Annotated in this window: 19 protein-coding genes; all 19 read left to right on the top strand. The window is 30.2% G+C overall.

The genetic code is table 11. The annotated features are described in order from the left end of the window. The first annotated feature begins 89 nt into the window (after positions 1-89). Positions 90-1,511, top strand: a complete 1,422-nt coding sequence (locus D2A34_RS02430) for an APC family permease (RefSeq protein WP_119365623.1) — start codon at positions 90-92, stop codon at positions 1,509-1,511. A gap of 11 nt (positions 1,512-1,522) precedes the next feature. Then, positions 1,523-2,344, top strand: a complete 822-nt coding sequence (locus D2A34_RS02425; protein WP_119365622.1) for a carbon-nitrogen hydrolase family protein — start codon at positions 1,523-1,525, stop codon at positions 2,342-2,344. Positions 2,345-2,875: 531 nt separating this feature from the next. Beyond that, positions 2,876-3,601 carry an amino acid ABC transporter ATP-binding protein gene (locus D2A34_RS02420; protein ID WP_079440322.1) on the top strand — a complete coding sequence of 242 codons (726 nt, stop codon included), beginning with the start codon at positions 2,876-2,878 and terminating at the stop codon, positions 3,599-3,601. Between the two features lie 66 nt (positions 3,602-3,667). Beyond that, on the top strand, positions 3,668-4,552 hold the full coding sequence (locus D2A34_RS02415) for a substrate-binding periplasmic protein (protein WP_079440321.1): 885 nt from the start codon (positions 3,668-3,670) through the stop codon (positions 4,550-4,552). Between the two features lie 57 nt (positions 4,553-4,609). Further along, on the top strand, positions 4,610-5,317 hold the full coding sequence (locus D2A34_RS02410; RefSeq protein ID WP_079440320.1) for an amino acid ABC transporter permease: 708 nt from the start codon (positions 4,610-4,612) through the stop codon (positions 5,315-5,317). Between the two features lie 474 nt (positions 5,318-5,791). Further along, positions 5,792-7,015: a PucR family transcriptional regulator gene (locus tag D2A34_RS02405; RefSeq protein WP_079440319.1), complete on the top strand. Its 1,224-nt coding sequence runs from the start codon at positions 5,792-5,794 to the stop codon at positions 7,013-7,015. 83 nt (positions 7,016-7,098) lie between these two features. After that, positions 7,099-8,319, top strand: a complete 1,221-nt coding sequence (locus D2A34_RS02400; RefSeq protein WP_119365621.1) for a PucR family transcriptional regulator — start codon at positions 7,099-7,101, stop codon at positions 8,317-8,319. Positions 8,320-8,745: 426 nt separating this feature from the next. Further along, positions 8,746-10,086, top strand: a complete 1,341-nt coding sequence (gabT, locus tag D2A34_RS02395) for a 4-aminobutyrate--2-oxoglutarate transaminase (RefSeq protein WP_079440317.1) — start codon at positions 8,746-8,748, stop codon at positions 10,084-10,086. Positions 10,087-10,399: 313 nt separating this feature from the next. Further along, on the top strand, positions 10,400-11,335 hold the full coding sequence (locus tag D2A34_RS02390; protein ID WP_119365620.1) for a M14 family metallopeptidase: 936 nt from the start codon (positions 10,400-10,402) through the stop codon (positions 11,333-11,335). Further along, positions 11,332-12,267: a M14 family metallopeptidase gene (locus tag D2A34_RS02385; protein WP_079440315.1), complete on the top strand. Its 936-nt coding sequence runs from the start codon at positions 11,332-11,334 to the stop codon at positions 12,265-12,267. Before D2A34_RS02390 ends, D2A34_RS02385 begins: the two co-directional genes overlap by 4 nt. A gap of 279 nt (positions 12,268-12,546) precedes the next feature. After that, positions 12,547-13,953, top strand: a complete 1,407-nt coding sequence (locus D2A34_RS02380) for a cation:dicarboxylate symporter family transporter (protein ID WP_119365619.1) — start codon at positions 12,547-12,549, stop codon at positions 13,951-13,953. A gap of 279 nt (positions 13,954-14,232) precedes the next feature. After that, complete coding sequence (locus tag D2A34_RS02375) at positions 14,233-14,610, top strand: GntR family transcriptional regulator (protein WP_119365618.1); 378 nt, start codon at positions 14,233-14,235, stop codon at positions 14,608-14,610. A gap of 98 nt (positions 14,611-14,708) precedes the next feature. Then, positions 14,709-15,566 carry an ABC transporter ATP-binding protein gene (locus D2A34_RS02370; RefSeq protein WP_119365617.1) on the top strand — a complete coding sequence of 286 codons (858 nt, stop codon included), beginning with the start codon at positions 14,709-14,711 and terminating at the stop codon, positions 15,564-15,566. 4 nt (positions 15,567-15,570) lie between these two features. Next, complete coding sequence (locus tag D2A34_RS02365; RefSeq protein WP_079440311.1) at positions 15,571-16,236, top strand: ABC-2 transporter permease; 666 nt, start codon at positions 15,571-15,573, stop codon at positions 16,234-16,236. Between the two features lie 183 nt (positions 16,237-16,419). Beyond that, positions 16,420-17,400, top strand: a complete 981-nt coding sequence (locus D2A34_RS02360; RefSeq protein WP_079440310.1) for a hypothetical protein — start codon at positions 16,420-16,422, stop codon at positions 17,398-17,400. Between the two features lie 298 nt (positions 17,401-17,698). After that, positions 17,699-18,496: a phosphocholine cytidylyltransferase family protein gene (locus D2A34_RS02355; protein ID WP_079440309.1), complete on the top strand. Its 798-nt coding sequence runs from the start codon at positions 17,699-17,701 to the stop codon at positions 18,494-18,496. A 53-nt stretch (positions 18,497-18,549) separates the two neighbouring features. Next, the gene (gene aepX, locus D2A34_RS02350) at positions 18,550-19,848 is read left to right on the top strand and encodes a phosphoenolpyruvate mutase (protein ID WP_079440308.1); all 1,299 of its coding nucleotides are present in this window, start codon (positions 18,550-18,552) and stop codon (positions 19,846-19,848) included. 118 nt (positions 19,849-19,966) lie between these two features. Continuing rightward, positions 19,967-21,100, top strand: a complete 1,134-nt coding sequence (gene aepY, locus D2A34_RS02345; protein WP_119365616.1) for a phosphonopyruvate decarboxylase — start codon at positions 19,967-19,969, stop codon at positions 21,098-21,100. Positions 21,101-21,113: 13 nt separating this feature from the next. Then, positions 21,114-22,241, top strand: a complete 1,128-nt coding sequence (locus tag D2A34_RS02340) for a 2-aminoethylphosphonate aminotransferase (protein ID WP_119365615.1) — start codon at positions 21,114-21,116, stop codon at positions 22,239-22,241. Positions 22,242-22,638: the final 397 nt, after the last annotated feature.

Here is a 22,638-nt window from a genome sequence, read left to right as displayed (position 1 = left end):
ATTTGATGCAATGGTGCACTGAAATGAAAATCAGTGCGCCTTTTTGTTTTGTTTAGTCTAGAAAAATATTTTATTTGGGAGGAATCACAATGAGTAAATCAAGTTTAAAAAAAGACAATTTAAGTATTATTGAAACAGTGGCATTATCAGTTGCTATTATAGCACCAACAGCAGCCATGGCATTAAACGTATCTTTAATGGCTCAAACAAGTGCATTTTCTGTACCACTTGTATTTCTAATTTCAACTATAGTGGTAGGATTGGTATCATATTCAATTATAAAATTTAATCATTATATATCAGCATCAGGTTCGCTTTATGCATTTACAAAAAAGTCACTAGGAGATAAAATGGGATTTACAGCAGGATGGGCACTATTGCTTGCATACATTACATTGGCAGGAGGTACCGCAGCTGGTTTTGGTAATTTCTTCTCTGGATTTTTAGCTGTATTTGGAATAAGCGTTAACTGGTTACCGATTTCGGTAGTAGCTTCAATTGCCATGATCATTTTAGGTATAATTGACGCAAAAATATGCAATAGAATTATTCTCGTAATAGAAGGTTTGTCAATATTTCTTATATTAGTTTTATCAGTTGTTATATTATTCAAGGTAGGTACTACAACAGGATTAAGCGTAGTTCCATTTAAGACAAATGGTGTTGGGATATCGGCACTCGCATCAACTTCAGTATTTGCATTTCTTTCTTTCATAGGTTTCGAAAGTGCTTCAAGCTTAGGAGAAGAAACAAAGAACCCTAAAAAGTTTATACCAATAGCAATAATAAGTGCGGTATTTTTATCAGGGATATTTTATTTAGTGTGTAGCTATGCACAAGTTATTGGGTTTGGAGTTGATTCGCAAGGTCTTGAACAACTATCTTCAACTACTTTACCTCTAGCTGATTTATCTACTAAATATATGACAACAGGTTATGGAACAATATTAATTTTAGTAGCTGCATTTTCAAATTTCTCTTGTGCGCTTGGATCTTATTGTGCTGGATCAAGAATGTTATTTGCCCTTGGACGAGATGGAATAATGCCTAAGGCTATGATGAAACTTCATTCAAAGCATGATACTCCATATTTCGCGTTAATATTAATAATAATTATTTCAGATATAGTTCAAATTTCACTATATAAAAATGATGGGATTGAAGTGTTTGGATATTTGGCAACTATAGGATCTTTAGCTATACTTGTTTCATATATATTTACAAGTGTAGGAGCTATGGTTTACTTTACTAAAAATAAAATTTGGAGTAAAGTACATTTAATAGTACCAATAGTATCAATTGCAGCGTTGTTATATGTACTTTATTCAAATATATATCCTATTCCAGCATTTCCAAGCAACTTGTTCCCATATATAGTGTTAGGATGGATAGTTATAGGTTTTGTGATTAGTAATATATTTGGAAAAAGAGTAAAGGAAATTAGTGAAGAAAATATTAAAGATACTAATGAAGGAATCGTTGAAGAAAGTCCAAATTACGTATTAGAATAGAGGGATATATAATGAAAATAAAAGTATCGTGCGTTCAAATGGAACCTAAATTAGGTGATGTTAAATATAATTTAGAGAAGATGGTAAGTTTTATTACTGAAGTTATGGAAAAAGATAATGAAACAGATTTAATAGTATTTCCTGAGTTAATAACCTCTGGATATGAATGTGGCAGCGAGTTTCAAAATTTAGCGGAAACAGTAGAGGATAGCCAGAGCATAAAAGTAATAAGTGAGCTGGCTAGGAAATTCAATACTAACATAGCATATGGATTCCCAGAAAGGGATGCTGTTTTAACAGATATTCTTTATAATTCATCTGTTTGTATCGATAATAAAGGAAATATAGCAGGAGTATATAGAAAAGTACACCTTTTTGATACTGAGAAAACGTACTTTAGGGCTGGGTGTGAGTTTCCGATTTTTAATACATCATTTGGAAAAGTTGGTGTAATGATTTGTTGGGATACAGCATTTCCAGAGGTTGCAAGAACTTATTGTTTAAAAGGAGCCGAACTTCTTATTGTCAGCACTAATTGGGAAAAGCCTTATTCTGATGATTGGGATTTAGTAACAAGATCAAGAGCTTTTGATAACTGTATGTATTTAGTGGCAGCAAATAGAGTTGGACATGATAAAGAATTGGGATTCTTTGGACATAGTAAAATTATAGATCCTGTTGGAAGGCCCATAAGAGAATTAAATGAAGAGAAAGAAGGTATAATTTCAGCTGAAATAGATTTAGAACTACCGAAAAAGATGAAATCTGATTATTATACAATGTTTAAAGATAGAAGACCAGAATTATATGGTGAGATAGTAAAGAACTATTAATCTATATAGGAAAATATGAAGTTTAGTTAACGCGTCTCATAAGTGTTTATGAGACGTTTGTTATTTATTGTTAATGAAGGTATGTCTGTAGTGGGAAATTTTGAAAAGAGGTTATAGTTGCGAAGTGTAGTTGCTTTCATAGAACATAATAATAGTGAGGAATATTTTCATAATAAATAACTTGTGCACAGTGCACTTAAATATTGTTATTAAAGATAATAGACTTATAGATTAAAATGTGATAATATACATACAAGTAAAGAAGTTCTTCAAGTGGCATAGATATTTGATTTAGTCAAACAGATTTTAATTTTATGAAATCAATGAAGAGGAATAAAACTTAAGATTAAATATTATGCAGACTGCACAAAAAAAATGTTACTTGTGATCATAGAAAGTACCAAAATTTCATGATAAGATAATTCTAACATAAAACAAAATAATAAGATTATAGTAAATGCAAAGGCGCACTGAAATTAAAACAGTGCGCTTTTTTATATTTCAATTTAATAGGAATTAGGAGTTGAGAGTATGTATAAAGTTTCTGGATTGTCAAAGAAATATGGAGAGCTAGAAGTATTAAAAGATATCAGCGTAGATATAAAAGAAGGCGAAGTAGTTTGTATTATAGGACCATCTGGTTCTGGAAAAAGTACTTTTCTAAGGTGTTTAAATTTATTTGAAACCCCAACTGGTGGAGAAATGTATTATAACGGGAGAGTTGTCACAGATAAGAGTACAGATATTAGATCACTTAGAGAAGAAGTGGGTATGGTATTTCAAAAGTTTAATTTATTTCCACTACATACAGTAATAGAAAATGTCATGTTAGCACCTATTCTTACAAAAAAGAAAAATAGGAAAGAGGCAGAAGAAATAGCATATGAACTTCTTAAAAAGGTTGGCCTGCATGAAAAAGCAGACGTATATCCTAAGACCTTATCAGGGGGTCAGCAACAAAGGGTTGCTATAGCAAGAGCACTAGCAATGGAACCTAAAATGCTTTTGTTTGATGAACCAACATCAGCTTTAGATCCAGAATTAGTTGGAGATGTATTGGATGTTATGAAGCAATTAGCAAAGGATGGCATGACAATGATAGTTGTAACTCATGAAATGGGGTTTGCTAGAGATGTATCAGATAGAGTTATATTTATGGACAAGGGATACATTGTTGAAGAAGGAGCACCAAAAGAGATTTTTTCAAATCCTAAGAATGAAAGAACAAAAGAATTCTTATCTAGAGTTCTAAATTAAATATTAATGGTAATAAGCTTAGGCTTCAAAAGAAAGAATAAATAATTATGAAAAGGGGAATGTAATATGAAAAAAATATGTAAAAAACTATTAGCTTTAATGATTGTCGTAATAAGTTGTGTTGGATTTATGATGGGATGCGGTTCTGGGGGATCTAGTAGTACTTCAGCAGCGCCAAGTGGTGATAAAGCAAAGGATACATTAGCAGCAGCTAAGGAAAAAGGGGTATTAACAGTTGCTTCATCAAATGATGCTCCATTTGCTTTTATAGACGCTAAAACAAATGAATTTACTGGAATTGATGCAGAAATAATAACAGAAGTTGCAAAAAGACTTGGAATTAATAAAGTTGAAATGAAACAAATACCATTTGAAAACTTATTAGTTGAATTAAACAACAATAGCGTAGATATGGTAACAGACGGAATGTATGTTAAAGATGAACGTAAAAAATTAGCATTATTTACAAACATATGGTACAAAGAAGGCGAGGCTGTTGTTATACCTAAGAACTCTAAGATTGCTAGCAAAGATGACTTAAAGGATGCAGTAATAGGTGGACAAAAAGGAACAGCGTTCTTAGAAACTGCACAAAAATGGCAACAAGCAGGATTAGTTAAAGATGTTAAAGTATTTGGAAGTCAATCTGAATTAATGTTAGCAGTAAATACAGGTAAAGTAGACGCATGTATAACTGACGGTATGGTTGCAGGGTATACATTATCTCAAGACAGCAGTCTTAGCTTAAAAATCCTATCTCCATATAAAGCTGAAGCATCTGGAATGGTAGCAGCTGCTGTTAGAAAGAATGATAAGGCTTTAGCAGATGCAGTTAATGAGAAACTTGATGAGATGAAAAAAGATGGAACAATTCTTAAGCTTCTTCAAAAGTATGGAATGAATGAAGACTATGTTGTTTCAGTAGAAGATGGTCATATTTCAGATAAATAATATAATCTACTAAAAAGAATCCTTACGGATTCTTTTTAGAAAAGGAGGAAGAAGTATATGGACATATTATCTAACTTAGATTTCAGTACTGCATTTAAGTTTTTAGTACCTTCACTAGAAGCTGGTCTTTGGGTTGTAATACAGGCGACAGTTTTTGGTTTTTTATTAGCAATAGTTTTAGGATTGTTTATTGCAATTGGACGTATTAGTAAAATAAAAGCTCTAAGAGGGATTTTAGTAGTATTTTTAGAATTTATTAGAGGGACACCTCTACTAGTTCAATTGGTGTATATGTATTATGTAGTACCACTTATATTGTCAATGATAATACAAATTTGGAATCCAGGATATCAGTTTAAAATAAGTTCATTAGTTGCAGGAACAATAGGTCTTGGAGTTAATTATGGCTGTTATATTTCGGAAGTAATCCGTTCATCAATATTATCAATAGAAGGTGGACAAACAGAAGCAGCTTTAGCACTTGGACTTACAAATAAACAAGCTTTATTTAGAATAGTAATACCTCAAGCATTACGTAATGTAATACCTGTGTTCGGAAACTATTTAGTAATGATGTTAAAAGATACATCACTACTTGCATACGTATCAGTTAGTGAATTGTTATTACGTACTCAAAGTTATGCGTCACAATCATTTTTAACTATTGAATCATACACAATTCTAGCAGGATTTTATTTAATATTAAGTTTACCACTTGCTCAATTAGTGAAACTAGTAGAAAAGAAAATGCTTAAATTCAGCTAGTTAAGTTGAATTTTAGTGTAATAAGTTAAATGGTATTTGATAAATTATTATCTTTCGCAGATATTATTGAAAATATATAATTAGAAATTTACTGATTTGATGAAAACTTTTGCTAGTACTTCTTGATAAGAAATGAACATACATCTATTTTGGATTTGTTATCACAAAAAATAACCAATTCACTACATGGCCTATTAAACAAACATATTTACAAATTTGCTAAAAATTTATGTTGATATCTTCACTAGAAATTATAAATATTTATGTAGCAACGAGGGGAACTCATCGAGTAGTAGCTTATTGGACAAGAATATTTATAATTTCGGCAAGTTATCATATAAGATTAAGTTACATGTTGTTTATTTATTATTTTTACAGAGTTAAAAATAATTCTTTTTTTATAACAAGATATATGATAAAAATATAGTAAGCAAACGCAAATTCTTAAATAAACTAAGTGTAAAGGTGGATGTTATGTCAATTTCAGTAAAAGATATACTTAAATTAGATTCCTTAAAAAAAATCAATCTGGTTGGAGGAGAGAACGGTTTAGAAAAGTGTATAGAATGGATATATGTAGCAGAGTGTTTCGAGAATCCACTAGAAGGAATTAAATGGCTTCAAGGTGGAGAAATTATTTTTATAACTGGTGTTGGAATTAAGGACAATACAAGTTTATTATTAGATCTTATTAGAGGAATCAATGAAAAAAATGGAGCCGGCTTAATAGTGAATATAGGACCATATATAAAAAGTATATCTGACGAAGCAATTAAACTTGCAGATGAACTTGAAATTCCACTATTCACATTACCATGGGAAGTTAAATTGGTTGAGGTTTCAAGAGAAATTAGTAATGCTATTGTTTTGTCACGTATTGAAGAAAATTCTCTAACCCACTTCTTAAGCAATATTCTCTTTGGAGATGGAGAATTAGAAGGCGATGCTATTCAAAAAGCAGCATATTTTGGATATAACCTATCAGGTGAATGCTGTATTTGTGTCATAGATATAGATGGGTTTGAAAGGTACCTGAAGTTTAAGCATTTAGATGATGAAATAAGTATATCTAAAATTAAGATTACTTTTAGAAAAATTGTACAGGATATATTAGAAAAACATGCACTTAAAGTACCTATCATTGACAAAGATGATGCAGTTATTTTCTTTACAAGATCAGAAGAAAATTGTATGACTAGAGTTGACAAGGCGTTAAAAGAAATACAAGAAGTTATAAAAAAACGTATGGACGGTCTTTCTGTAAGTATCGGTGTAGGTAATTCTTATAAGGATTTGAAAATGATGAAGCAATCATTTAATGAAGCTGAATTAGCTATAGATAGTGCTAAGTGCCAAGGCCTAGATGATACAATCACTAGATATAAAGATATAGGAATTTATGGACTTATTTTTAGTATAAAAAATAGAAGCACCCTAGAAAATTATTTTTTTGATGTTTTAGGACCAATAATTAATAATGATAATAAAAGTAAAGATAGTAATTTAGTTGAGATATTAGATACGTATTTAAATGAGAATTGTAATATTACTGCAACAGCAGAAAAGTTATTTTTACATAGAAATACTCTTAAATACAAAATTAAGAAAATAGAAGAACTTCTAGATTGTGATCTTCATAATTTTAATGATTGCATTAAAGTAAAAATGGCTTTGTATATTAATACAGTCATAAAGTAGGACTAAATAAGAAATAGACAACGTAGTCTATCACATTTTATGTGATAGGCTTTTTTATTATATAAGGGATAGGAGGGAATGATATGTCAATTTTAGTAAAAGATATTTTAAAATTAAGCACTCTTAAAAATATGGAACTAATAGCAGGAGATTCGGGTATAGAAAAATGTATAGAATGGATATACGTATCAGAGTGCCTTGAAGATCCCTTAGAAGGTATAAAATGGCTGCAAGGTGGAGAAATAGTCATTATTACTGGAGTAGGAATAAGGAAAGATATTAGCGTTTTAACAAAACTCATTGAAGGAATAAGTGAAAAAAATGGAGTAGGTCTTATTATAAATATCGGAAAATATATAAAAGAAGTACCTAGCCAAGCTATTGAGATTGCAGATAGATTAGGTATGCCTCTATTTACATTGCCGTGGGAAGTAAAATTGGTTGAAGTTTCAAAAGAGATAAGCAATGCTGTTATATTAGCACGTATTGAAGAAAAATTTATGAATGATTTTCTAAATAATATATTATTTAGTCAGATGGATTTCGCAGTAGATATTAAAGCTAAAGCTAATTACTTTGGCTATAATTTACAAGGAAAGTGCTATATATGTATTATAAAGATTGATGGAATTAAGAAAATTCAACAATCAAAAAATGTATATGATGAAATAAGCATATCGCGAACAAAATTAAAACTTAGAAAAATAGTTCAAGATATTTTAGAAAAGTATTCATTAAAAGTTCCCATTATTGATAATGATAATGAGATTATATTTCTCAACAGATCTGAAGAAAACTCTGCGAATAGATTAGAGAAAGCACTAAGAGAAGTGCAAGAAATAATCATAAAACGTATAGATGGAATATCGGTAAATATAGGTATTGGAAATAGCTATGAAGATTTAAGTATGATGAGGCAATCATTTAGCGAGGCTAAAATGGTCATCGAAAGCCTAAAATATGAGGAAAGTAATAATGAAATTAGAAAATATAATGATATTGGAGTATATGGTTTAATATTTAGTATTCAAAACAAAGATGTACTGAGCAATTACTATAAACAAATATTAGGCCCAATTATAGAGAAGCCTAAAAAAGATAAAGAAATTAGTTCTATAAGAATCTTAGATACGTACTTAAGTGAAAATTGTAATTTATCTGTAGCAGCAGAAAAATTGTATTTGCATAGAAATACGCTGACATATCGCATAAAAAAGATAGAAGAATCATTAAAGTGTGATCTTCATAACTTTGAAGATTGCCTTAAAATAAAGATGGCATTATATATTGGTAATGTACTATGAACAAAAAGTTGGTCATTGTGAACAAAAATGGAGTAAGCCTTTAAAATAGAGAGTTAAAGGGATACTCTATTTTTGTTTGTATGAATATGTTATGTTAAAATAATTAATTCTAGAATGAATTTAATTTGTAATTTTACGGAATATGCCTGTTTAATGAGATTTGAGGTCTTATAAAAAGTGATTTGAAATTAAAAACTGTTAAGGTTTTGGTCAAAATAGACAAAAATATTATAGTGCTTGGACATAGAAAAGAAAAGTGGAAAGTATTATCATATAAATAAGTCAGAAGCACACACAACAATAGATTAAGACAATGGAGTCTATCATGTATTAACTTGATATGGCTCTGTTTTTATGAGTTAAATAATCCAAAGTGTAATTATTAATAAAATTATTATTAGATATCTTAATTAGGAGGCAGGAATTATGATAGAAGAATCAAATGTAAAGTTAGTAACTTCAATACCAGGACCTAAATCAAAGGAAATTATTGAAGAAAGAAAAAAATATGTAGCAAATGGAGTATCTGTATCAACAGACATCGCCATAGCAGAAGCAAAGGGAGCTTTAATTAAGGACGTTGACGGAAATGTATTTTTAGATTTCGCAGCTGGAATTGGTGTTCAAAATGTTGGACATTGTGATGAGGAAATAGTTAATGCTATAAATGAACAAACCCAAAAATATATTCATCCTGGATATAATGTAGTGACATATGAATCATATGGGGCTTTGGCTAAGAAGCTAACTGAAATAGCAGTTGGTGACTTTGAAAAGAAAGTTATGTTCGCTAACAGTGGAGCAGAGGCAGTAGAAAATGCTATAAAAATAGCTAGAACTTATACAAAGAAGACAGGAGTTCTTTCAGCAACAGGGTCTTTCCATGGACGTACAAATATGACTATGTCAATAACAAGTAAATACAAGCCTTATAAAAATGGTTTTGGACCATTTGCACCAGAAACGTATAAATTTGATTTTCCATATGCATACAGAGCACCACTAGGAGTTTCAGAAGAAGAGTATGCAGATGAATGTATTGAAAGATTAAGAACTATGCTTAGAACAACACTTTCTCCAGATATGATAGCATGTTTAATCGTTGAACCACTACAAGGTGAAGGTGGATTTGTTGTACCATCTGCAAAATATATGCAAGAATTACAAAAGATTTGTAATGAAAATAATATAGTGTTTATAGTAGATGAAATCCAAGCAGGATTCGCAAGAACTGGTAAAATGTTTGCCCATGAGCATTATGGAATAGAACCAGACGTTGTTACATTATCAAAATCTATAGCAGCAGGTGTTCCATTGAGTGCCGTAGTTGCTAAAAAAGAAATAATGGATTCTGCGTGTGTCGGCGGTATCGGTGGAACATATAGTGGAAGCCCTCTTGCGTGTGTAGCCGCACTTAAAGTTATAGAAAAGATAGAAAAAGAAAACTTATGTGAAAAATCTGAAAAGCTTGGAGCATATATTGTTGAAAGATTAAATGAAATGAAAGAAAAATATAATGTTATAGGTCAAGTAAGAGGATTGGGTTCCATGGTAGGTTTAGAATTAGTAAAAGATAGAACTACAAAGGAGCCAGCAGCTGACTTAGTGAAAACTGTAATTCAAAAATGTTACCAAAAAGGTGTTATATTCTTGAATGCCGGAATACTTGGAAATGTAATTCGTTTCTTACCTCCATTAGTGATGACCGACGAGCAAGTTAAATATGGAATGGATGTTTTAGATGAATCAATTAAGGAATGTATGTAGCTGTATGGGAAAATTATTTATATAAGTAATTTAATTTCATGTGTAAAAGAATTGACAATAAATTTATCAAGTAGTAATATTAGATTAAAGCAAAGAAGCCCACAAAGTGAGATTCTTTGCTTATTTTTTTATACAATAATTTTAGAATAGTATATTATTAATTTAGATGTTGTGTAAATATATATACAAAGAAAATTTTTTTACAAATATAATAATAAACTAGACAGTTTTTACAATAGCAAGATGAATGAAAAAACTATACGTTTTGGCATTTTAGTAAAGACAATAAGTTGTTAAGTGTATGGAGGGTAATATGGTAGAAACAATAGTATCTTTAGAATTAGCAGTTGATGAGAGGTTAATAATTAAGAAAAATAGACTTGCACCAGCCAATATTAGTGGAAAAGAAAAGAGAATATGCATTGTCACTGGGCTTCATGGAGATGAGCTTGAAGGTCAATATGTATGCTATAAGTTAATTAAAGAAATACAGGAAAATATTGAATATCTCAACGGAATCGTTGATATATATCCATCACTTAATCCGCTTGGAATAGATTCCATTCATAGAGGAATGCCGACTTTTGATTTAGATATGAATAGAATTTTTCCGGGATCGGAAAGTGGAGCTATGGCAGAACATGTTGCAGCAAAGATTATTGAAGATATAGATGGGGCAGATATGTGTATAGATCTGCATGCAAGTAATATATTTTTAAGAGAGGTGCCTCAGGTTAGAATAAGTGAGAACATAAAAGATAAATTAGTGCCTTATGCTAAATTACTAAATATGGATTTTATATGGGTACATCCTGAAACGACAGTTTTAGAGTCTACACTTACTTATAGTTTAAATAATAAGAATATACCTGCTTTACTAGTTGAAATGGGAGTTGGAATGAGGATAACAAAAGAATATGGTGATCAACTAGTTGAGGGGATATTTAATTTAATGAAAGAATTAAATATATGGACAGGCACAGTAGCTTCGGTAAGGCAACCTATTATATCTACTGAAAAAGAAGTGAACTTTATAAATGCTAAGGCGTCAGGAATATTTATGCCTAGCGTGAAACATTTAAGCGAGATAAAAAAAGGTGAACGAGTTGGGGAAATTTTTAGTTCATTAACTGGAGTGGTTGAGGAACAGGTGATTTCACCATGTGATGGTGTTGTATTTACATTAAGAGAATACCCTGTAGTGTATGAAGGTTCTCTTATTGCAAGGGTATTAGGAGGTGCAAAATGAGAAAAGAAATATTATACACGTTGAAATCACCTCATAGGGATGATATGAGGGTTACAGGATATAAATTTGGAAAAGGTGAAAAGACTGCATGTATAGTTGGAGCAATTAGGGGTAATGAAATACAGCAATTATATACTTGTTCTCAACTTATTAAAACATTAACTAAGTTAGAACAAAAAGGTGCAATCTCAAGAGATCGTGAAATACTTGTTATCCCTTGTGTAAATCCTCACTCTATGAATATAGGGAAAAGATTTTGGACAATGGATAATACTGATATAAATAGAATGTTTCCAGGTGAGAAAAATGGAGAAACAACCCAGAGAATTGCGAGTGGTGTTTTTGAACAAGTAAAAGATTATCCATTTGGAATTCAATTTACTAGTTTTTATATGCCGGGAGATTTTATACCTCACATAAGAATGATGGAAACAGGATATCAAAGTCCAAGCCTTGCGAATTTATTTGGTTTGCAATATGTATTAATTCGTAAGCCAAAGCCATATGATACAATGACACTTAATTATAATTGGCAAATGTGGGAGGCTAGTGCCTTCTCACTATATACTAATGCAACAGATCAAATAGATGAAGTTTCAGCAAAGCATGCAGTAGTTGCAGTTTTAAGATTTTTAACAAGAATGGGAGTAATAAAATACAATAGTCATAGTGGATACATAGCAAGTGTACTAAAAGAGGACGATTTGCTTTCAGTTAAAACAACTACAGGTGGAATATATAGACCATTAAAGAATCCGGGGGATGGAGTAGAAAGAGGAGATGTACTAGGGGAAATAATTCATCCATATGAAGGAACAGTTAAGGAGAAAATTATATCTCCAACAGATGGTATAATATTTTTTGCTCACAAGTCTCCACTTGTAATGGAAAATGTGGTTGTATATAAAATAATCAGAAGACTTCACGAATAAAAATGTTTGAGCTTGGGAAATCTAATATAATAATTAATAAAAATAACTACTATAAAATAGATTTTTGAAAATTAAGATCTATTATTATAGTAGTTATTTTTATGTTCGATTTTATGATAATTTTTAAGAAAATGCTAATAAAGATAAACAAATTAACAAAAGGTATATGTTTTCAAAAAAAATATATACAATTATTTAATGTTGACATATAAACTCTGAATTGATAATATAAAAACATACCAATCTTATAGGAATTATCAGAATAATAGGAGGATATTTATGGATAGTACATTTTTTACTAAATTTATTATGATTACTAGTTTCCAGCCAATTATATTTATAGCAGTTTTAATTGGATTATTTTTTGGAATTTATAAATTAGAGAAAGCAGGAGTAAATTTTTCAAAACGTATGCTTTTATCAACAGGAATAGGGTTGCTGCTTGGTGTAATCATACAGTTCATAGCTGGGTTTCCAGGTAGTACAGATGATGTTAAATGGATAGGAGAAGTTACTAAATGGTATGGATTAGTAGGTGGTGGATTTATGGATCTGTTAAAGATGCTAGTAGTACCGCTAGTTTTTCTATCAATGCTAAGAGTTATAATAAGTATGAATGAAAATCAAAGTTTGGGGAAATTAACATCAAGATCTATATTTGTTCTACTTGGAACTACAGCAATCGCATCAATAGTTGCAATAATAGTAGGAAATATGTTTAAGCTTGGAATTGGAGTGGAAGCAGTTCAAAGTAAAGTAGAAATGAAAGAAATTACCTCTTTAGTAGACACAGTAAGAGGGCTTTTACCTGCAAATCCGATAAAAGCAGCGGCAGATGCAAATATAGTAGCAGTTGTTATATTTGCTGCATTCCTTGGGATTGCAATAAGAAAATTAAATAAAGCTCATGAAGAGGTTATAAAGCCTGCAATAGATGTAATTGAAGCGTTTTATAAAATAATGACTAGTGTCGCTCAAACAGTTATTAGATTTATGCCTTATGCAGTATTACCATTACTTGCAAATACAGTTGCATCAAAAGGTGTAACGGCAATAATTAATGTGGTCAATTTTATTGTTGCATTATATGTAAGTGTACTTATTGTTTTTGTAATTCATCTTGTAATAATATCACTAAATGGATTGAATCCAATTCAATATTTAAAAAATGTTATTGAACCATTAGTTTTAGCATTTACTTCTCGTTCAAGTCTTGGAACGCTGCCGGTTACAATTGAAACTTTAAATAAAAAAGTTGGAGTTGATAAAGGGATTGCAACTTTTGCCGGAAGTTTAGGTGCCAATATGGCTATGAATGGATGTGCAGCTATATATCCTGCGCTTATGGCAATAACAATCGCAAATATGTCTGGAACACCAATGGATTTTAGCTTTTATGCTATGCTAGTAGTTATTATAATTGTAAGTTCTTTTGGTATAGCGGGTTTACCAGGAACAGCAATAATGTCAGTGTCGGTAGTAATATCGGGTATGGGAATGGGAAGCTTCTTCCCACTTGCAGGAGCGATACTTGCAATAGATCCAATTTTAGATATGGCACGTACAATGCTTAATGTTGATGGAGCTATGGTAACAGCAGTAACTGTGGCTAAAGGTTTTAACGAATTAGATAAGGAAGTTTATAATAGCAATAGTAGTAATAAGATTGCTATAGAAGGAAACTAGAATAATATTTAATTAATGATGGTATAATAAACTAAAATTAGGGAGCCTTTAGATGATATAAAATTGTCTAAAGGCTTTTTTTGCTTTTCAGTTTAATAATTATAAATGTCTGAAGAGAGTAAGAGGCTAGAAAATTAAATTAGTATTACTAGGCAGTGCGATGAAAGCAAAGAAAAGTCTATTAAACTTAAGTGATTAAAATAAAGGTATTGACAAAACTGTTTATACTGTATATATTGTATATATACAGTATAAACACAAAGGAGGCGAAGTGATAGTTTGAAAATATTACTTTCTAATAAATCGGATTTGCCAATTTACGAGCAGATAAAAACTCAAATCAAGGAACAGATTTTATCAGGAGCCATTGCCGAAAATGAATTTTTACCATCTATAAGGCAGCTGGCAAAAGATTTGGGTATAAGTGTTATTACAACGACGAGAGCTTATTCAGATCTCGAAAATGAGGGGTTTATAGCTACTCTTAGAGGAAAAGGCAGTTATGTGCTTCCAAAGGATAGCGAGTTAGTAAGAGAACAGTATTTAAAGAAAATTGAAGAAGCATTGATGCTTGCTATTGAGAATGGGAAATTAGCTAATATTTCTAATGATGAACTTATCGTAATTTTAAAAGCGCTACTAGATGAACAAATATAATACAGTCATTTAAAGCAACTATAGAGAATTCTGATTATAGATGTAATATCTAATTTATAAATATAATAACTAAAAGTATGATTTAGGAGTAGATAGATATGGATGCACTTGAAATAAAAAATTTAAATAGAACTTTTGATGGATTTAATATAAATAATATAAATCTAAGTTTATCTAAAGGATATATATTAGGATACATTGGTCAAAATGGAGCAGGTAAAACCACTACAATAAAATTAATAATGAATCAGATTAAGAAAGATAGTGGAGAAATAAGAATATTCGGAAAAGAATATAATGAGGATGAAGCTGGATATAAGAATATGATTGGATTCATTGGAGATGAATGTTATTTCCCAACCTGTTTTACATTAAAGGATGTAATAGCGACTATGAAAGATTTTTATATTTCATTTAACGAAGATAAATTTAGAGAATATGTTGAGAGATGGCAGCTTCCTTACAAGAAAAAAATTAAGGAGTTTTCAAAGGGTATGAAAGTAAAACTATCTTTTGCGAGTGTTTTATCTAGAGATACAAAATTACTTTTATTAGATGAGCCAACAAGTGGCCTTGACCCTGTAATTAGAAGTGAAATTTTAGAAATATTACAAGAGTATATAGCAGATGGTGAAAGAAGCGTATTATTTTCTACTCACATAACAAGTGATTTAGAAAAAATAACTGACTATTTATTCTTTATTAATAAGGGAGAAAAAGTATTTTATGACACCACTGAAAATATATTAGAGAGTCATTTATTAGTTAAAGGTGGAATAGAAGATCTTACAGAAGAATTAAGAGAAAAATTAATAGGACATAAGAGTTCTAGCTACGGCTTTGAGGGATTGATTAGCTCAAAAGATAAGCAATATATTAATGAAAACTTATTACTAGAAAAACCATCTATGGATGAAATTATAGTATTTTATATTAGTGGAATGAGGAGGAATTGAAACAATGAATAATGTGATAAGTTACTTTAAGTTTGATTTGAGATTAATTAAAGAGAGTATAAAGTTTTATGTGCTTGCACCAGCAATATTTTGTGCATTATTTATGTTTTCGGGGAGTATATATATGGGACTTTCATATTTATTTTTCTTTCTAATTATTTTTGCAACTATTCCATTTAGTACGCAAAGTAACGAAAAGAGTACCCAAATGTACTATATGTTTCCATGCAAGGTTTCAGAAATGGTGTGTGGAAGATTTCTATACTTAATAAGTATAGCTGCAGTATTATTCCTAATAGATGGAGTTATTATAGCATATCTATACACGGTACAAAAGTTTCACGGCTTCGAAGTTATAGTGATGTCTTTTTGTGGGATTTTAAGTCTAATAACTTGCTTTATCCAATATCCAATATACTATAAGTTTGGAATGGAAAAAGGAAAAGCAATATCTATATTAGTATATCTCTTGCCAGCATTTTTGATTTTCGGATTACCGTCATTTTTATTTGAAAGTGGTAGTTTTAGTATAGAAAATTTTATAAATTCGCTAAATTATATATTCAGTAATAGTGTTGAATTGATTCTTATAGCTGCTCTAATTCTTTGTGTTGCAGGGTACTTGTCTTACTTAATTTCATATAAAATCTGTAAGTCAAAAGAGATATGATATAATAAATACTAGTAGATAAATTAAATTATAAAAACTTAAGTATAAATTAAGATTAATTTAATATTTATACTAGTATTTATTAATAAAAAATATGTATAATAAGAGTATGATATAAAGTAAATTATTAACATGTATTGTATTTTTATCATAAATAAGAATTATTTTCAGGAGGAACTCAAAATGAAATTAAAAAAAGCTTTAGCATTTATGATGACAGCAGCGTTAACTGTTGGAACAATGGCAGGATGTAGCCAAGCTACTCTTAACTATTCAAGAGAATTTTCCAATGTAGCAAAATGGGAAGCAACAACATCGAGTATTGAAGGTACAGTTAATGTTGATGCACAAGGAATAAAGGAACAAATAAATATCACTGCGAATGGGTATACAGCAGGGAAGCAATCATATGTAGACATTAAATTTACTGATCCAGCCGGTAAATTTAATATTCCTGAACTTAAAGGATATTCAGATGGAACTACTAGCTATATAAATAAGAGTTTTTATGAAGGAATATATACACTAACTGGACAAGCTGTACCTACTGGATTAACTAATATAAAAGAAGATTATATTGGTATTGATGCTGGATCTACAGGAATTGATGTTGATAAAATAAAATCATTAACAACCCAGCCAGATTCAATGGTTCAATTAGGAAAATTAATATTTGGAGAAAATAGCGATTTAGATATTCCTTTTGTTCAAAATGGAAGATCATATACTATTGATCTTGATGCAGATAAAACTGTAGACTTAGTTGGAAAGGTTGCAAAATCTGCAGGAAATAACATAGATAATATTAATACTACTTTTAAGTTAGGATTACCAGCTGAAAGCCTTACACAAATTAAAGCGTCAGTTAATGATGCACAATTTAATACAAGTTTAACTGAGCTTAAGACAGTATTAGCTGGATCTACTGTTAATTCAAAAGAAGTATTTACAGATACTAGCTACACTTCAAATTTTAATATGAATTTAAAAATTAAAGATGTAGGAAATATTTCGTTAGTTTTAAATACTTCAGATACTAAGAGTGAAGTTAAAGCAATAACTTTCCCAACTAGTTTATTTAAAACTACACAACAGGATTTTAATAAATTATTAATGCCAACAGACACAGCTATAACTACAACAACAAATACGGTAGTAAAATAATAAAATAAAAATTAAATTAATTATAAGCTATATCAAAATGATTATTGAATCTTTTGATATAGCTTTTTTTGTTAAATTAGAAAAAGTTTTTTTAAAAGGGATTTAAAGTAATAAAAATACATTTCTGAAAGTTAGTAAAATTTTAACATGAACATATTGTTTTGAACAATGAAAACTGATATTATAACATTGTTCATAAAATGAACTTTGCAAGAAGTTAATCATTAGTATTTTAAATGTGATTTTAAGAATTGAATTATAAAATTAGTTTTTAGTAATTAGGAAGGAGCGTAAATTCATGAGTAAAGTAAAAACAGCTGTAATTTTAGCTGCTGGAATGGGATCAAGATTGCAGGATATCACTAATGATATGTTGCCAAAAGGATTGATAAATATAAACGGAAAAAGCTTAGTTGAAAGATCAATTGAAAAGTTAAGAAGTTTGGGTATAGAAAAAATTTATATTGTGACAGGTCATTTACATGGGGTTTATGATGAATTTGCAAAAGAAAAAAACTATATAATTACAAAAAGGAATAGGAAGTATAAGGCAACGGGGAGTATGACATCTCTTGCAATATTAGAAGACGAATTAAAAGAGGATTTTTTATTGCTTGAAAGTGATCTTATATATGAAGTGTATGGATTAATTAAGACGATTAATTATGAAAAGGATGATTGTGTACTGCTAAGTGGTAAAACTAATTCTGGCGATGAATGCTATGTAGAAGTTAGAGAAAATAATCTTTATAAAATATCAAAAAATAAAGAAGAAATAAAAAATGTATACGGAGAATTAGTTGGAATTTCAAAAATATCATTAGAGTTGTATAAAGAGATGTTAAAGCAATATAAAAATTTTAGTAATAAAATATATGATCACAAAGACAGTTATTTTTTAAAAGAAGAAAACAATAAGGCTAAAAAATATGATTACGAAAGTGCAATTTTTGATGCTGCTAAGAATAGAAAAGTCGGGTACTTAAGAATTGATAACTTAGTATGGGGAGAAGTTGATGATAAAAATCATCTTGAAAGGATAAAAAGCATTATTATCCCTAAATTAGAAAAGAGTATGGAAGAAAAAATAGGTTAATTAGATGGATTTCAAAAAACAATAATTATGAAAGTTCAGGAGAGTGTAAAAATATGAAAACAGTTTATGTTGCAATGAGTGCTGATATAATTCATCAGGGACATTTAAATGTATTAAATGAGGCTAGAAAACTTGGAGATATAATAGTAGGATTACATACTGATGATGTTATACGTGGCTATTGGAGAAATCCTATAATGAAATATGAGGAAAGAAAAGAAGTAGTTAGTAATATCAAGGGGGTTGTGTCTGTAATCCCACAGGATAGTTTAAATCAAGTTGGAAATCTAAGAAAACTTAAGCCAGATTATGTGGTACATGGTGATGATTGGATGGAAGGTGCTCAAAAGGAATTCAGGGAAAAGGTTATAGCTTCAATAAAGGAATGGGGAGGAGAACTTGTTGAAGTTCCATATACTAAAGGGGTTTCAATTTCAAAGTTAGATGAAGAACTTGCACGAATTGGTATAACACCTCAAATGAGAATGAAAAGCTTAAAGGAATTAATTTACTCAAAGAAACCAGTAAGAATACTTGAATCCCATAATGGATTAACAGGATTAATTGTTGAGAAAACTAAAGTAGAGAAAGATGGGAAAATAAAAGAGTTTGATGGTATGTGGATTAGTTCCTTATGTGACTCGACAGCGAAAGGAAAACCAGATATCGAATTAGTAGATCTAACATCAAGATTAAATACAATAAATGACATTTTAGAAGTTACGACAAAACCGATTATTGTTGATGGTGACACAGGCGGACAAATTGAACATTTTGTTTATACAGTTAAAACTTTAGAAAGACTTGGAGTGTCGGCAATAATAATTGAAGATAAGACGGGGCTTAAGAAGAATTCATTGTTTGGAACTGAAGTAGAACAAACACAAGACACTATAGAACATTTTTGCGATAAGATAAGAGCTGGAAGGGAAGCTAGAGTTACTGCTGATTTTATGATAGTTTCAAGAATTGAAAGCTTAATTGCGGGTGCGGGAATGGATGATGCTTTAAAAAGAGCAAAGGCTTATATTGAAGCCGGAACAGATGGAATAATGATTCACAGCAAAGAGAAGGACGGAAAAGAGATAACTGAGTTTTGTAGAAAATACAATGAATTTGAAAATAGAGTGCCTTTAGTAGTAGTTCCAACTTCATATAATTTTATGAAAGAGGATGAATTAGTTGAGTTAGGGATTAATGTGATTATATATGCTAATCATTTAATAAGAAGTGCATATCCTGCTATGGTAAATACAGCAAAGAGTATTCTAGAAAATGGTAGATCGAAAGAGGCATCTATAAATTGTATGCCAATAAAAGAAATACTAACTTTAATTCCTGGTGGAATGTGATAGATGTAATTAAGAATGAATGATTATTGATGAACAATTAAGGAGGAAATTCCAGGGGAATTTCCACTATGATCATTCATCATTAATTATTAATTAGATAAAATAGGGGTTGAATTAAATGATTGATGTTAAAGATTTTTATGATGAATTATTGAATAATGATATAGATTTCTTTACTGGAGTTCCTGATTCGTTGTTGAAATATTTCTGCGCGTATATTAAGGATAATGTAATTAGTGAGAAAAATATTGTTTCGGCTAATGAAGGGAATGCTATAGGGTTAGCATGCGGATATTATCTTGCAACGAAGAAAATTGGGCTTGTATATATGCAGAATTCTGGTATTGGAAATGCTTTAAATCCTATTGTTTCCCTTGCTGATAAACTGGTATATAGTATACCAATGCTTTTATTGATTGGCTGGAGAGGTGAGCCAAATGTAAAAGATGAACCTCAGCATAAGAAACAAGGGTTAATAACAACTCAAACTCTTGAAATATTGAATATTAAATACGATATTTTAGATGAAACTATGAGCAGTGATGAAATGAAATCGAGAATAGAAAAAGCATGTATTTATATGAAGGAAAATAGTGAACCATATGCATTGGTAGTTAAAAATAACACTTTTAGTGAGTATAAGCTTAAGAATAATACGATTTCTAATTTTAATATGACTAGGGAAAAAGCTATAGAAATATTAATATCTAAAATTGACAAAAGTTCAGTAGTTGTATCAACTACAGGAATGACATCTAGAGAACTTTTTGAATTAAGGGAAAAACATGGACATAATCATAGTAAGGATTTTTTAACAGTAGGTTCTATGGGACATGCATCTCAAATTGCTTTAGGAATTGCATTAAGTAAAAAAGAGAAGGAAATTTACTGCATTGATGGAGATGGAGCTTTATTAATGCATCTTGGGGGATTAGCCATAATAGGAAATCAAAAGCTTAGGAATTTCAGACATATACTGATAAATAATGGGGCTCATGATTCAGTAGGAGGTCAAGATACTGTAGGGTTTGAAGTAGATACTTTAGCTATAGCAAAGGCTTGTGGATACAAGAAATGCTACTCATGCAGCTCAGAAGCAGATTTGCTAAATTTGGCTGAAGAAATAGTTGATATAGAAGGTCCTATATTTTTAGAAATAAAGGTGAAAAAAGGTGCAAGAAAAGATTTAGGAAGACCGACTACAACGCCAATTGAAAATAAAGAAATGTTTATGAAATTTTTAGAGGGTTAGGAGAGGGTTTAACTTGGAGATTAAAAGAAATATATTATTAAATCCTGGACCAGCGACTACTTCAGATACAGTAAAGCTTGCTCAAGTTGTACCTGATATTTGCCCAAGAGAAAAAGAGTTTGGAGATATTATGGAATTTGTATCTAAAGAACTTACAAGTTTTGTTGGATCAAATGATGAATATACAACTGTTTTATTTGGTGGTTCAGGAACAGCAGCAGTTGAAGCAATTATAAGTTCAGTTGTAGGTGATAATACAATATTGATAATTAATAATGGGGCTTATGGCAAAAGAATTGTTGAAATGGCAGAAATATATAATTTGAATTATAGAGAATATAATAGCTCACCTACAGAGGAAATTAACTTAAGTGTGCTAGAAGACCTTATAAAAGCACATAACTCATCAAATGAAAAGACTCATATAAGTCATCTAGCTGTAATTCATCATGAAACTACAACTGGAATATTAAATGATATAAAGTCAATTGGTGAAATTTGCAATAAATATGATATAGAAATGATAGTAGATGCTATGAGTTCTTTTGCCGGAATTCCTATAAATATGCATAAAATGAACATTACCTATTTAGCATCAAGTTCAAATAAATGTATTCAGGGAATGGCAGGAATAAGCTTTGTAATAGCTAATAAAGAGTCATTAGAAAAGACCAATAGTATAAAGCCAAGAAATCTCTACCTTAATATATATAAACAGTACCTATATTTTAAAGATAATTATCAAATGAGATTTACTCCGCCGGTACAGGTATTGTATGCCTTAAAGCAGGCCATAATAGAAGCAAAAAAGGAAACGATTGAAAAGCGATATGAAAGATATGAGGCTTGCTGCAAAATCTTATGGAATGGATTAGATAAACTTAATTTAAAACGATTAGTAAGTGAAAAAGCATCATCTATGCTCTTAACTTCAATAATTGAACCTAAGATTGAAGGTTATAGTTTTGATAGTCTGCATGATTATTTATATAATAAAGGATTTACAATCTACCCAGGAAAAATAAATTCAGAAGATACATTTAGAATAGCAAACATAGGTCAAATATATCCCGAAAATATGGTTAAATTTGTAGAAATACTAGAAGAATATTTTATAGCTATTGTGAAGTATCAAAAGTGAATCGTGAACAACCGAAAGAGAATACATATATGTTCCTCAGGACTATGAAAAATCTCGCTGAGCATATCTAAAGGTCAAGTTGTACCCACGTCTGCATGTTCCTGCGACAAGCGCATGACAAGCAGACATGGAACAACTTCCCCTTAAGATATGCAGCAGCTTATTTTTCGATGCCTGCTCCACATATATGTATTCTCTTTCTTTGTTTTACCATTACTTTAAGTACTCACAGATATCTCCTCAAAGATTATATATTTGTTGTACTATGAGGATATAAAATGCATTAAAGATTGCAAATATACTTCATTTAAGGTACTGCTAACTCGAGAAATATAAATATACTTGCATTAGTATATTCTTATTTTAATTCACTACTAAACAAAGAAAGGGAATATAT

The organism is Clostridium chromiireducens (assembly GCF_003575225.1).
Taxonomy (GTDB): Bacteria; Bacillota; Clostridia; order Clostridiales; family Clostridiaceae; genus Clostridium; species Clostridium chromiireducens.
This window is presented reverse-complemented; position numbering and strand designations above follow the sequence as displayed.